Raw genomic sequence first — 13,847 nt, forward strand, 5'->3', positions numbered from 1 at the left:
TTCGGCCGCAGCCAAAGACCGTCGACTACGGCGGCTGACATGCGTCGACGCCGTGCAAGTATCCACCTCGACACTCGAAGACCTGAGTGGACGCGCTGGCCCCAGATCAGCCGGACCTCTTCTGCCGTCGCACAACCCATTCCGCACGTCAGAGCGTGCGTGGCTCGACGGAGCGGTGCGAGTCCGGCGCGGAGTCAGCTGGGGTCGGAGCCGCGGATGGCGGCCAGCCAGAGGGCGGCGGCTGCGGCGACGGTGGTGGCGGCGAGGAAGGTGACGACGTCGCCGCCGTCTATGTAGATCCAGAGGAGGGCGGCGAAGGGGGCGGCGACGGTGGGCTGGGCGTCGAAGAGCAGGCGGCGGCGCACGCGGGTGGCGGTGTGGACGGGGGCTGCGGGGTCGGGGCGGGACGGGTTGTCCACGAGGCGGCCCGGCGGTTCGGTGGCGCGGATACGGCCCGAGGGGTAGAGGCGGTGACCTGCGAGGCGAAGAGTGCGGTCGGTGAGTTCGGCCCGTCCTTCGGTGAGCGTCAACAGGGCCGGATCGAAATAGACGGGAAGCCAACGCGGCCTACCGGTTCCGCTGATCTCCAGCCAGGACCGGCTGACCAGCCGATACTGCTGCCGGATCCGCGAAACACCCACCTCACGTGCGGTTCCTCCCGGCCAGAAGGCGAAAAGCCCACGCGCGACACCGATCCGGTAGCCGGAATACCCGGCAATCCCGAGCACCACCGTGGCGAGCGCCGCTACCTGGTCCGGATCGCCGAACGGCGCCCAGGCGAAACAAACCACCAGGGCGCCGATCGTCACACCGATCGGATAGGCCAGGGGGTGGCCTGATCCGAAAGTCACTTCAAGAAACCGACTTTCGTGTAGTCCACCGAGGCGAGGCCGAAAGCGCCGTAGTTGGCGAGGTTGTCGCGGACCGCGACGGCACCCGGCGACTGCACGATCGGCAGCGAGAAGCCTTCTTCGAAGATCATCCGGTCAGCCTTGTTCGCCAGCTCCACCGCCTTCTGCGGATCGAGCTCCGAAATGACCTCTTCGATCAGTGCATTCAGTTCCGGCGTGCCGATCTTGCCCTTGTTGCTTTGGGGTACCGCGGGATCGTATGCGTAGATCTGCGGCAGCGCGCCGAGCGGGAAGATGCTCCCGGACCAGGTGAACTGGACGACATCGAAGTTGCCCGGGTCGACCACGTCGGTGAACAAGCCGTTGCCGGGAACCGTCTGGATCTCGAGTTTGACGCCGACTTTCGCCAGGTTCTGCTGCGCGATCTGCGCGATCTGCACCCAGGCATCCTGCTGGTACATCACGTCGCGAATCACGAGTTTACGGCCGTCTTTTTCCCGGACATCCCCGTTGAGTTTCCAGCCCAGTTCGTCGAGCATGCGCGCGGCGGCATCGGGGTCATAACCGACGACGGCGGAGTTGTCCTGGTAGCCCTTTTGGCCTTCCATGAAGATGTGGTTGTTCAGCGGTTTCGGATCCTGCACCACGCCGTTCTGCGTCGCGGTCGCGATACCCTGCCGGTCGATGGCCTTCGAGATCGCCACGCGCAGTTTCGGATCCGCGAGAATCGAGCCGGGCGCGCCGTTGAAAGTGAAGTGCGAGAACGTCGGGCGCGGGGCACGACGCACCTTGATGCCCGGCGAGTTGGTCGCGGTCTTCACCTCATCGATTCCGGACACGGTGGCGAAGTCGAGTTCGTTGTTCTGCAACGCGCTCATCCTGGCCGAGTAATCGAGCACGCTGAAGGTAACGGTGTCGAGTTTGGGTGTGTCGCCCCACCATTTCGGGTTGCGGCTCAGCACAATCCGCTGCTGCGCCTTATCGATCGACGTGATCGTGAACGGCCCGGAAGACACCGGCAGGTTGTTTCGGTCGACGTCGTTGAAGGCCTGCGGCGTCGCCATCGATGCCTTCGGGTAGAGCGGATTGAACAGGCCCTGCCATTCCGCGTAGTGCTTTCCGAAGGTGACGATCGCTTGCCGATCATCGACTCCGCGTTCCACCTTGTCGACGCGGCTGTAGCCCTGCGTCGCCGCCACCTGGAATTCGGTGTTGCGGCCGCTCAGCGCCTCCGCTTGCGCCCGCATGTCTTCCCACGTGATCGGGGACCCGTCCGACCAGATCGCTTTGGGATTGATGGTGTAGGTGATCTGCTGCGGCTCTGTACCGGTCAGCTTCACGTCGGTGAAGAAGTTGTGGTCGACCGAGATTTCGCCGGCCGCATTCGAGGTGATGGTGCCGGGCATCGCCCACGAAATCAGATCCGAGGCCTCGCCATCGGAGTCGACGTGATGAGCGTTGAATGTCGCCGGAAAGTTGGTGAGGGTAAGCCGCAGATTGCCACCGTCGCGCAGCTCGCTCGCGTCCTTCGGATTGACGTCGTTGACCGAGCCGATCCCGACCGAGCTTGCTTCCGGCTCGTCGCCCGAACCACATCCGGTAACGATCAGCGCCAATGCGACTGCCGGTGCGGCGCATCGCACGCCGATCGAACGGATCGTTCGAGGCTTCCGTGTGCGTGAGTTCATTTCACGTTTCCGATCTCCGTGCGGTCATGGGGTCCGATCACTTCACAAATCCGATCTTGGTGTAGTCGTACGACGCCAACCCCGGTGACCCGAAGTTGGCGATATCGGCGCGCACGCCCCAGTTGCCTTCGGACTGGGTGAGCGGCAGCGAATGCCCCTCCTCGAACACCTTGCGGTCCACCTCGTTGGCGAGTTCGATCGCCTTCTTCGGGTCCAGTTCGGACAGGGTGCGATCGATGAGGTCGTTGAGTTCCGGTGAGCCGATCTGGCCGAAGTTGTTCTGCCAGTCGCCGGGATGGAACCCGTAGGTCTGCGGGATGCTGCTGAACGGGAACGCGTCACCGACGAAGATGAACTGCGCGGCGTCGAAGTTGCCCGGGATGATGACATCGGTGAAATAGCCTGCGCCGGGCTTGGTGTCGATCACCAGCTTGACGCCGATCTGGGCCAGGTTCTGCTGGATGATCTGCGCGATCTGCACCCAGACGTCGTCCTTGTACATGACGTCGCGAATCTCGAGCTTGCGGCCGTCTTTTTCCCTGGTGTCGCCGTTGAGTTTCCAGCCGAGCGCGTCGAGTTCCGTTGCGGCGGCGGCCGGGTCGAAGCCGAGGCTGTTGTCCTGGTAGCCCGCCTGGCCTTCCAGGAAGACGTGGCTGTTCAGCGGCTTCGGCTGCTCTACCAGCCCGTTCTGTACGGCGTTAGCGATGCCCTGCCGGTCGATCGCCTTCGAGATCGCCACGCGCAGTGCGGGATCGGCGAGGATGGAGCCCGGCGCGCCGTTGAAGGTGATGTGGCGCCAGCGATTACCGGGTGCGCGCCGGATGGCGACATCCGAGGAGCGCCGCAGCGTGGTCACATCGTCGAGGGTGCGCAGCAGTGCGGCGTCGAGCTCGTTGTTCTGCACGGCCTGTACCCAGGCGGTGCTGTCGAGCACGCTGTAGGTGATGGTGTCCAGTTTGGGCTTGTCACCCCACCAGTTCGGGTTGCGGCCCAAGACGATCCGGCCCTGGCCGCGATCGGTCGACTGGACCAGGAAGGGGCCCGCGGTCGGCCCCATATTGTCGACCAGGCCCTTGTTGAAGGTCTCCGGGTCGGCGGTGACCGACTTGGGGAACAGCGACATGTTCCCGGCGAATTGTCCCCGCCACTCGGTGAACGGCTGTTTGAAGGTGATGACCGCCTGCCGGTCGTCGACGCCGCGCTCCACCTTCGCCACCCGGTCGAAGCCGACGGTGATGGCGATCAGATAGCGCTTGTCGGTACCGTCCAGCGCCTTCGCCTGCGCCGCGATGTCTTCCCAGGTGATCGGATTACCGTCGGACCACACGGCTTTCGGATTGATCGTGTAGGTGACCACCTGCGGCTCGGTGCTGGTGAGCTGGACGTCGGTGAAATAGTCCTTGTTGATGGTGAGTTCGCCGGCCGCGTTCGTGTGGAACGCGCGCGGCATCAACGGTCGTTCGATATCGGCGATCTCGCCGTCGTTGCCGTCGATGGACAGCGTGTTCCAGTTCGCCGGGAACGCGGTGGTCGGCAGGCGCAGATTGCCGCCGTCGCGTAGCTCGGCGGGGTCCTTCGGGTTGATATCGCTGGTGCTGCCCAGCGCGCTGGTCACCCCGCTGACCGAGCCGCCGTCGTCCGCGCCGCAGCCAGTCGCGATGAGGGTCAGCGCGACCACCGCGATCGCGCAGCGCGGTGCCAGTATTCGGCTCGATCGGACCCTCATCGCGCTCCCCTTACTATCGGCTGACGGCAGGCACGGGCACCGCGTCGATCAGCTCGCGGGTGTACTCGTGCCGAGGCGCGGCGAAAATCTGTTCCGCGGCACCGGATTCGACGATCTTGCCGCGGTACATCACCGCGATGTCGTGCGCGAGGTTGCGCACCACGGACAGGTCGTGCGAGACGAACAGGTAGGAGAGGCCGCGTTCGACCTGCAAGTCGCGCAACAGGTTCAGCACACCGGCTTGAATGGAGACGTCCAGCGAGGACACCGGCTCGTCCAGCACCAGGATCTCCGGGTCCAGCGCCAGCGCGCGGGCGATGCTGATGCGTTGCTTCTGGCCGCCGGAGAAATCGGCGGGGTAGCGCTCGGCATGTTCGCGCCGCAGGCCGACCTGCTCGAGTAGTTCCGGCACGCGCCGCTCGATCTCGGCGCGGGGGCGTCCGTCGATGCGCATCGGCTCGGCGAGCGCGTCGAAGATCGGCAGGCGCGGGTCCAGGGACGCGGTCGGATCCTGGAAGACGATCTGCATCTTGCGCCGGATCTCGCGTCGTTGCGCCTTGTTCAGGGACGCGACATCGCTGCCCATGATCTCGATCGTGCCCGATTCCGGGCTGATCAGGTCGAGAATCTGGGTGAGCGTGGTCGATTTGCCGGAACCGGACTCACCGACCAGCGCGAGCGTGCGACCCTGCCGGATCTCGAAGCTGATCCCGTCGACCGCGCGGATCTCGCCCTTGCGGCGGCGGAACACGATGCCGGAGGTGATCGGGAAGGTCTTCACCAGATCCGAGACCCGCAGCACCACCCGGTCGCTCACCTCGGCCTCGGCCTCCGGCGCGGACACCTCCTGCCGATAGGCCTCGAACAGCGCGTCGCTGCCGACCTCCGCGGTGCGGATGCAGGCCGCGGCGTGGCCGGGGTTGGTCTTCTCCAGCGGCGGTTCGGCGACCCGGCACTCGTCGATCGCGATCGGGCAGCGCGGCGCGAACGAGCAGCCCGGTGGCAGATCGTGCATGGCGGGCGGCGAGCCGACGATCGGGATGAGCGGCGACCTTGCGGGGCCGTCCATCCGCGGGATGGAACCGAGCAGGCCCACCGTGTACGGCATTCGCGGCGCGCTGAAAAGCGCTGCGGTGGAGGCTGTTTCGACGATCTTTCCGGCGTACATCACCGCGACCCGGTCGGCCAGGGTCGCCGCGATGCCCATGTCGTGGGTGATCATGACGACGCCCGCGCCGGTGATATCGCGCGCCTTGCGCAGCAGATTCAGGATCTGCTTCTGCACCGTGACGTCCAGCGCCGTGGTCGGTTCGTCGCAGATGATCAGCGCCGGATCGTTCGCGATCGCCATCGCGATGACCACGCGCTGGCGCATGCCGCCGGAGAACTCGTGCGGAAACGCCTTGGCGCGCACCTCGGGTTCGCCGATGCCGACCAGGCCGAGCAGTTCCACCGCTTTGGCCGCGGCCTCGGACTTGCTCAGCTTGCCGTGTGCCAGCAGGGCTTCGGCGATCTGCTCGCCGACCCGGTACACCGGGGTCAGCGCCGACAGCGGATCCTGGAACACCATGCTGATGGAACTGCCACGCAGCCTGGACAATTCGCGATCACCCAGGCCGAGCAGCTCCCGGCCGCGCAACCGGATCGAGCCGCCGATGCGGGCCTGCTCCGGCAACAGCCCCATCACCGCGAGCGAGGACACCGATTTGCCGGAGCCGGATTCGCCCACGATGGCGAGCACTTCGCCGTCGGACACCGTGTAATTGACCCCGCGCACCGCGTCGATGCGGCCCTCCTCGCTGGGGAAGGAGACACGCAGATCGGTCACCTCCAGCAGCGGCGCGGTGAAGTTCCCGGTCATGGTTTTGCCTTCTTCTTCGAGCGCGCCCGCTTGGCCCCGGGATCGAACGCGTCCCGCAGTCCGTCGCCGACCAGGTTGGCGCACAACACGATGGTGATCAACAGGCCACCGGCGAACAGGAACAGCCACGGATAGGTCAGCGCCGATTTGGTGCCCGCCGCGATCAGCGAGCCGAGCGAGACATCCGGCGGCTGCACACCGAAACCGAGGAAGCTGAGCCCGGTTTCGGCCATGATCGCCGCGCCCACCGCCAGCGTGGTGTCGATGATCAGGATCGAGGCGATGTTCGGCAGGATGTGGCTGACGATGACCGTGCGCGTCGGCGCGCCCATATATTTTGCGGCTCTGACGAATTCGCGGTCGCGCAGGCTCAACGTGAGACCGCGCACGATGCGCGCGCTGATCATCCAGCCGAACACGCTGAGCAACAGGATGAGCAGCAGGATCGATCCGCTGCCCTTCGTCCGCGGCGCGAACAGCGCGACGATGATGAAGCTGGGCACCACGAGCAGCAGGTCGACCAGCCACATGATCGCGCGATCGGTCCAGCCGCCGAGCAGTCCGGCCGTCGCGCCCGCCGTCGCGGCGATGACGGTGGAGATCACGGCGACACACAGGCCGATCACCAGCGATTTCTGCATACCGCGCAGCGTCTGGGCGAGCACGTCCTGCCCGATCTGCGTGGTGCCGAACGGGTGCTTCGCGCTCGGCGGCTTGAGCAGCGCGGTGTAGTCCAGCTGCTGGTAGTCGTACTTCAGCAGCGGCGGCAGCGCGAAACTCGCGATGAACAGCAGGATCAGGATCACGCCGCCGACCACGGCCGGCTTGTTGCGCAGGAACCGGCGCCACACCAATTTGCGCCGGCCCGCCGCAGCGGGCTCCGGTGCGCCTTGAACAATGATTTCCGCTTCGGTCATGAGACTCGCACCCTCGGATCGAGCAGGGCCAGCACGATATCGGAGAGCAGGCCTGAGACCAGCACCACCAATCCGGCGAACGCGGTCACCGTGACCACCGGGTACAGGTCCTGGGCGTTGATCGAATCGACGAGCCACTCGCCGACCCCGTGCCAGCCGAAGATCTTCTCGGTGAACGTCGCACCGGTGATCAGGCCGAGCAGGCTGTAGGCGAACAGCGTCGCCATCGGGATCAACGCGGTGCGCAGACCGTGTTTGTACAGCGCCTTGCTGCGGGTGAGACCCTTCGCGCGGGCGGTTCGGATGAAATCGCTCTGCAGCACGTCGAGCATGGCGTTGCGCTGATAGCGGCTGTAGCCCGCCATGGCGCCGAGGGCCAGGCCCGCGGTCGGCAGCACGAGATGCTGCAACCGGTCGAGCAACTGCGGCCAGAATCCATCGATCCGGTTCGCCGACGTTTCCCCGGTATAGAGGAAAATCTGCGCGCCGGTGAGCGAATTTATTTCCAGCGCACCGTATTTCAGCAATGTCGCGAGCAGGAACACCGGCGTGCTGAGGACCAGTAGCGAGATGATCGTGGTGAAGTAGTCACTGAATTTGTATTGCCGGATCGCGCCCGCCGCACCGATCAGGACACCGAGCACCGTGCCGACCAGAGAACCGATGATCAGCAGCCGCAGACTCACCGCGACCCGGCGCGGCAACTCCGCGCTCACCGGCTGACCCGCCAGCGTCTTCCCGAAATCGCCTTGCGGAATTCCTTTGAGCCAGGTGAGATAGCGCTGCGGGATCGGGTCGTTGAGATGTAACTCCTCGGCCTTGGCGTCGATCACCGCCTGCGGCGGGCGCGGATTGCGTTGTTCCAGACTGTCCAGCGGCCGGAACGTCAACGACGCCAGGCTGAAGGTCAGGAACGACGCCAGCAGCAACAGCACGACATAGTGAAGCGCGCGTCGTAGCAGGAAGCCGGTCATCAGTCCTCGTGTGTCTTTCGGCTGGACGGACCAGCGACGAGTATTAGCCCCTGATCATAAGGACGTCGACCCGAACGCGCGTGGCACGTGGCGTTCGGGCATGTCCTTTATTCTGTGCGGCACAGACATGTGCGGGGTTTTCCCGCTGAGGGGGAGTCATGGTGTCACCGCAATATCCCAGCGGCTACAACCCGTATCCCGGCTATCCGGGCGTTGTGCCTGCGCCCAGTAGCGCGACCGCGATCACCGCGGGTGTGCTCGCGTGTGTCGGGGCGTTCGGGCAATTACTCGGCGGCGCGGTGAACCTGGTGTTCGGGATCGTCGATATCGGCCATGAACTCGGCGAATACGATGCCACCGGACTGCTGGGGCAGAGTTGGTACCGGACTTTCGCCCTCACCAGCGGGGTGGCGGCGATGCTGAGCGCGGTGCTGCTCGGCGTCGGCGCGATCGGCCTGTTGCGCCGCAAACAGTTCGGCCGAATGCTCGTCGTGGTCGGCTGCGCGGTGGTGATCGTGCTCGGCATCGTCTCGTTCGCCCTCGTCCAATCCGCGGGCGGTTCGTGGGACAGTTCCCTCGGCCTGAGCACCGGCATCAGCGGACTCGTCACCTTGCTCTTCCCCGTCGGCACCGCCGCCCTCGCCCTGGTCCCCGCCACAACCCGCTGGCTCGCTCACACCCCGGCCGCCTATCCCTACGCCCCACCTCCAGGCGCCCCCTGGACCCCGCAGCCGTGGCAGCCTCCCTACCCCAACCAATCCCAACCCCAACCCAATTGGCAGGCCACACCCGCGATACCGACCCCGGGCGAGCAACCCGCCTGGGGCGCGCCGGGAAACCAAGCCGCGCACTCTCCTTGGGCCGCCCCGGCGCCCAACAGCCCAACCCCGCCCCCGGCCGGGGCTCCCGCACCCTCCGACCAGCCGCCCGCCCACGGGCAACCGAGCTGGGGAGCACCGGAAGCCGCAACCCAAGCCGTCCCCGCGTGGGCCACGCCCGGTGCCGAAGCTCCGACGGGCCAAACCCCGCCCGCAACGTGGGGCCCTGCGCCGCAAGACGGCCGATCCGCAGCGGCCCCGCGAGCCCAATCCGATTCCCCGGCGCAGCACGACGATTCGGCTTGGCAGCAGCCGTCTTTCGCGAAACCCGCGCCGCCCTCCCCGGACTCGGACGGCACGGTCGGGCACCCACCCTCCGCCTAGCCCGCGGGGCAGGTCGTGTCGTGTTCGGGCATGATGCCGTCCACCAGGTAGCTGGTGACGACGTCGGACGCGCAGCGGTTGGCACCGAGCACATAGACCCCGTGTCCACTCCCGTCGACAGTGACCAACCGGGACCGTCGACCGAACTTCTCGTCGAGCAGCTCGCCGCCGCGTAGCGGGGTGACCGGGTCGCGCTGGTTCTGCACGATCAGCACATCGGCCGGGCCGGTGTCGTCGATCCGCACCGGCGGCTCGGACGGCCCGAGCTTCCAGTAGGCGCAGGGCATGACGTTCGCGGTGGCAGCGCCATAGAGCGGGTACCGTTCCCGGTCCTCGGCGACGGCACGGTGGTAGGCCTGGACGTCCTCCGGCCACTCGACGTCGTTGCAGGTCACAGCCAGAAAGACCGACCAGGCGTTATCGTTCGGCGAAGCCGCGCCGGTACCCGGTGGCCGCCCGCCCGCGGGTCCGGGTCGTCCGGTGTCGAGCAGCGATTTCCAGCTTTCGGCCGCCGACGCGTACAACGCCGGGCGATAGAGCGTGAAAAAGGTGCCGAACCGGAAAAGGTTGCCGTCCATCCCGTCCACCGGGTTCGCGTCGAGTCGCTCGGCGAGGGTGAAGTACGTTCGTCGCACCTCTTCCGGTGTGCGGCCCAGACCGTAGGTGTCGTGGCGGGCGGCGGCCCAGGCAGCGAAGTCGGGAAACGTCTCTTCCATGCCGCGGCCGTACAGGCGCATCCCGTCGTGGTCGAGGTAGGTGTCGCCGATATTGCTGTCGAGCACGATGCGGTCGGCCCGCTGCGGGAACATCGAGGCGTAGGCGGCACCCAGCGCGGTTCCGTAGGAGTAACCGAGGAAGCTGGCTTTGTCCGCACCCAGCGCCTCCCGGATCCGGTCCAGGTCACGGGCCATATTCGCGGTCGACACGTACCGCAACCGGCCCTCGTGGTCGTTGGCCGCGCACTGCTCGGCGACCCCCTGCGCGACCTTGGCCCGCTCGGTGACTGCCGCATCGTTCACCGCATACGGCGGGATATTGCCGAAGTACACCTGATCATCGGTGAACCCGCAGCTCACCGGTGCCGAATGGCCTACCCCGCGGGTGTCGATACCGATCACGTCGTAGCTGTCCAGCACCTCGGCGGGCAGCCCGTGCGCAGCCAGGAACTTGGGCTGGTCCAACCCGGCGCCACCCGGACCACCGGGGTTGAGCAACAGCACTCCGCGACGCTTGTCCGGGTTCTTGCTCGCCAGCCGGGAGATCATGATCTCGATCTGCGCGTCCGCGGGCTCGCGGTAATTCAAGGGCGCCGTCACGGTGGCGCACTGCAACTGGGCCGGCCCGGCCGCGGGATCTTCGACCCCGTCCGGGCACGCGCCCCACTGCACCTGTGCTGCTTGGTCTTCGGCCGGCTCCGCGACCACGATGAGCGCCGCGACCAACGCTCCGGTGAGACCGAGAACGGCCAGCAGGCTCCAGGTCCGTTGTCGATTCATACGCTGCTACTCCTTGACGGCATGGCGCCAACCACGAGAAAGCTGTCCGTTCGGCTCGTGTCCGGCTGGTACCTGAACGAGTCTGTCGAGCCGGTCTCGCCGACACATCGCTCCGGAGACGGCAATCAGATTCGACGAAAGTCGAGGCGGCGATTCGCCCCGGGTCGAGCCCACATCAGCCGCTGGGCTGCTGCTTCCGGCCGGTCGATGTCGCGATAATGGCCGGGTGGACACCGACGGCGCCGCACGACTCGGGGTATGGCAGCAGACCTGGCGGCTGATGGCGGCAGCGGTACTCGGCGCGGCCTTCTGGTTCGCTGTCGCCACGGCGCTGCCGGCGGGCTGCACAGCCGATACGTGTTCCTGGTTCGTCACCGGTGATCCGCTGATCGCGCTCGGCTGCCTGACGGTACTGCTGTGGCGGCGGCGGTTCCCGTTCGCCGTCGCCCTGGTGGTCGTGATCGCCTCGGCCGCGTCGGCGCTCGCCACCGGGGCCGCGCTGCTGGCACTGTGTTCGCTGTCCACTCGCCGTCGTCCGGTCGAGATCGGAGTGGTCGTCGTGTCGTTCGTGGCCGCGGCGCAGTTCGCCGAAGACCTCTATCCGATCGGCATGCCGGCCGCTCCGGTCTGGCTGCAGCTCGTGCTGCCGCTGGCGAGCGCGGGGATCGCGGTCGCGATCGGTGTGGCCATCGACGCGCGTCGCGTCGAAGTGCGATCGCTGCGGGACCGCGCCGACAGCGCCGAACGCGAACAGGCCGCCCGGGCGGCGCAGGCAAAGGCCACCGAACGTAACCGGATCGCCCGCGAAATGCACGATGTACTCGCGCACCGGATCTCGCTGGTCGCCATGCAGGCCGGCGTCCTGGATCACCGTGACGACCTCGCGGACGCGGAGAAGCGCACGCTGATCCGCGGGATCGCCGACGGTTCCCGGCAAGCGCTGGAAGAACTCCGCGACGTCCTCGGCGTCCTTCGCGCCGACCCCGACCGCCCCGAACCACCGCAACCCACCCTGGACCGGATCCCGGAGTTGGTGGCCGACGCCCGGTCGTCGGGCCTGGACGTCACGCTCGCGAGCACGGTGACCGCCACCCCGCCCGAGACCGTGGGACGGACCGGTTATCGGGTCATTCAGGAAGGGCTGACCAACGCCGCGAAACATGCCCCGGCCGCGCGGGTCCACATCACCGTAGCCGGGACGCCCGGCGGCGAACTGCACGTCAGCGTCCGCAATTCGGCGGCCGCCACCGCCGTCGCCCGGCCACCGGCCTCGGGCTTCGGTCTCCTCGGCCTCGCCGAACGAATCACCCTCGCCGGCGGATCGCTCGACCACCATCGCACCTCCGACGACGGGTATGTCCTCACCGCGCAACTTCCCTGGCCGGGGCACGACCACGAGAAAAGAGCATGAGTGCACAGCGAACAGGAGACGGTGCGCGTCGTCATCGTCGATGATGACCAACTGGTGCGGATGGCACTACGACTCGTCATCGACGGCGAGCCGGATCTGACCGTCGTCGCGGAGGCCGCCGACGGGGACGCCGCGCTCGCGGTAGTGGACGAACAGCGACCGGACGTGGTGCTGATGGATGTGCGGATGCCCGGCCGCGACGGCGTCGACACCACCCGGTGCCTGCGCGCCGTGCCGGGTGCCCCGGCGGTACTCATGCTGACCACCTTCGACTCCGACGAGCTGGTACTCGGTGCCCTGCGCGCGGGGGCACTCGGCTTCGTGCTCAAGGACACGCCACCTGCCCGGATCGCCGACGCGGTGCGCACCGTCGCGGCGGGCAACCCGGTGCTGTCCCCCACGGTCACGGCGCGGGTGATAGCCGCGGCCACCGGGCCGGGCTCCACCGAAGCCCGCAACGCCTCCCGCGACGCCGCGCGGAAACGCCTGGCTGCCCTCTCCGAACGCGAGCTCGATACCGCGCGCGCCATCGCGGACGGGCTCGGCAACCCGGAGATCGCCGCGCGGCTGCAGGTCACCGTCGCCACCGTCAAGGCGCACACCGGCAATCTGTTCACCAAGCTGGGCGTCGCTAATCGAGTACAGATCGCGCTGTTGGTCCGCGACGCAGAACAATGACCGGGCAGCCACCCCACAGGGCAACCAGCCCGGCCTCGGCTGGATAGGCCGGAACCGGTTCGTGGAGTTCGGGTCGCTGGGGCCGGTGTCGGGGTGCGCGGCTTACTGGTGGGTATCAACCGGTGGCACCGGGTCACCCGGGGGACGGTTGTCCGGCAGGATGGAATAGGTGACCCACTTGCACCTGCCCAAGCCGAAGATGGTGGCCACCGACGTGGACGGCACCCTCATCGATCACGACGAGCGGGTCACCGCGCGCACGAAGGCCGCGGTGGACGCGCTGATCGGCGACGGTGTGCCGTTCGTACTCGCCACCGGACGCCCGCCGCGCTGGATCGACCCGGTGGTGGACGGGCTCGGCTACGCGCCGCTGTGCGTGTGCGGCAACGGGGCGGTGATCTACGACAGCGCGACCGACCGGGTGCTGACCAGCATGACGCTGGACGTGGACACCCTGTCCTGGATCGCGGACCTGGCCGAGGAGGCGCTGCCCGGCTGCGGTCTCGCGGCCGAACGGGTCGGGGCGAGCGCGCACGACGCGGTCACCCCGCAATTCGTCAGCTCGCCGCTGTACGAGCACGCCTGGCTGAACCCGGACGACACGTCGGTGGCCCGGGACGAGGTCATCGACGCGCCGGCGATCAAGATGCTGATCCGACTACCCGGGGCGCGCAGCTCGGACATGCGCACCGTGCTCGCCCCGCTGATCGGTGAGCGAGCCGACATCACGTACTCCACCGAACACGGTCTGATCGAACTCTCCGCGCCGGGCGTCACGAAGGCTTCCGGCCTCGCGGTCGTCGCGCAACGCCTCGGCGTCGAATCCGCCAACATCATCGCGTTCGGCGATATGCCCAACGATGTCCCGATGCTCACCATGGCCGGCCACGGCGTCGCCATGGCCAACGCGCACCCCGAAACCCTCGCCGCCGCAAACGAAGTCGCCCAATCCAACCGTGACGACGGCGTCGCGCGCGTGCTCGAACGCTGGTGGGTCTGAGTCCGGTCCGCACCAGCCCTGCGTCATTTATCTGCTGCCGTCC

Annotated in this window: 11 protein-coding genes; 4 read left to right on the plus strand and 7 right to left on the minus strand. The window is 67.2% G+C overall.

The genetic code is table 11. The features are described 5' to 3' along the window. Positions 1 to 194: 194 nt before the first annotated feature. The 6 genes from O3I_RS00600 to O3I_RS00625 are packed head-to-tail and all read right to left on the minus strand — an operon-like array spanning position 195 to position 8,017. The gene (locus tag O3I_RS00600) at positions 195 to 851 is read right to left on the minus strand and encodes a hypothetical protein (RefSeq protein WP_014980946.1); all 657 of its coding nucleotides are present in this window, start codon (positions 849 to 851) and stop codon (positions 195 to 197) included. Next, on the minus strand, positions 848 to 2,539 hold the full coding sequence (locus tag O3I_RS00605) for an ABC transporter family substrate-binding protein (RefSeq protein ID WP_014980947.1): 1,692 nt from the start codon (positions 2,537 to 2,539) through the stop codon (positions 848 to 850). The genes O3I_RS00600 and O3I_RS00605 overlap by 4 nt, the downstream gene beginning before the upstream one ends. A 37-nt stretch (positions 2,540 to 2,576) precedes the next feature. Beyond that, entirely contained in the window at positions 2,577 to 4,265 is a 1,689-nt protein-coding gene (locus O3I_RS00610; protein ID WP_014980948.1) for an ABC transporter family substrate-binding protein, read from the minus strand. Between the two features lie 13 nt (positions 4,266 to 4,278). Next, a complete protein-coding gene (locus O3I_RS00615; RefSeq protein WP_014980949.1) occupies positions 4,279 to 6,126 on the minus strand; it encodes an ABC transporter ATP-binding protein in 1,848 nt (615 codons plus the stop codon). Continuing rightward, positions 6,123 to 7,043, minus strand: a complete 921-nt coding sequence (locus tag O3I_RS00620) for an ABC transporter permease (protein ID WP_014980950.1) — start codon at positions 7,041 to 7,043, stop codon at positions 6,123 to 6,125. Before O3I_RS00620 ends, O3I_RS00615 begins: the two co-directional genes overlap by 4 nt. Beyond that, a complete protein-coding gene (locus O3I_RS00625; RefSeq protein ID WP_014980951.1) occupies positions 7,040 to 8,017 on the minus strand; it encodes an ABC transporter permease in 978 nt (325 codons plus the stop codon). The genes O3I_RS00620 and O3I_RS00625 overlap by 4 nt, the downstream gene beginning before the upstream one ends. Positions 8,018 to 8,175: 158 nt before the next feature. Here O3I_RS00625 and O3I_RS42280 point away from each other — a divergent pair, with 158 nt between their 5' ends. Further along, complete coding sequence (locus O3I_RS42280; protein WP_014980952.1) at positions 8,176 to 9,219, plus strand: hypothetical protein; 1,044 nt, start codon at positions 8,176 to 8,178, stop codon at positions 9,217 to 9,219. Here O3I_RS42280 and O3I_RS00635 read toward each other — a convergent pair. Then, the gene (locus O3I_RS00635; RefSeq protein ID WP_014980953.1) at positions 9,216 to 10,715 is read right to left on the minus strand and encodes an alpha/beta hydrolase; all 1,500 of its coding nucleotides are present in this window, start codon (positions 10,713 to 10,715) and stop codon (positions 9,216 to 9,218) included. The two genes, O3I_RS42280 and O3I_RS00635, sit on opposite strands and share 4 nt — an antisense overlap. Positions 10,716 to 10,941: 226 nt before the next feature. Here O3I_RS00635 and O3I_RS00640 point away from each other — a divergent pair, with 226 nt between their 5' ends. The 3 genes from O3I_RS00640 (at position 10,942) to O3I_RS00650 (ending at position 13,804) form a co-directional block, all read left to right on the plus strand. Further along, positions 10,942 to 12,126: a sensor histidine kinase gene (locus O3I_RS00640; RefSeq protein WP_014980954.1), complete on the plus strand. Its 1,185-nt coding sequence runs from the start codon at positions 10,942 to 10,944 to the stop codon at positions 12,124 to 12,126. Further along, the gene (locus tag O3I_RS00645) at positions 12,127 to 12,804 is read left to right on the plus strand and encodes a response regulator transcription factor (RefSeq protein ID WP_014980955.1); all 678 of its coding nucleotides are present in this window, start codon (positions 12,127 to 12,129) and stop codon (positions 12,802 to 12,804) included. It abuts the gene before it with no gap. 199 nt (positions 12,805 to 13,003) lie between these two features. Continuing rightward, positions 13,004 to 13,804 carry a Cof-type HAD-IIB family hydrolase gene (locus tag O3I_RS00650; RefSeq protein WP_041562323.1) on the plus strand — a complete coding sequence of 267 codons (801 nt, stop codon included), beginning with the start codon at positions 13,004 to 13,006 and terminating at the stop codon, positions 13,802 to 13,804. The last annotated feature ends 43 nt before the right edge of the window (positions 13,805 to 13,847 follow it).

The organism is Nocardia brasiliensis ATCC 700358 (assembly GCF_000250675.2).
GTDB lineage: Bacteria > Actinomycetota > Actinomycetes > Mycobacteriales > Mycobacteriaceae > Nocardia > Nocardia brasiliensis_B.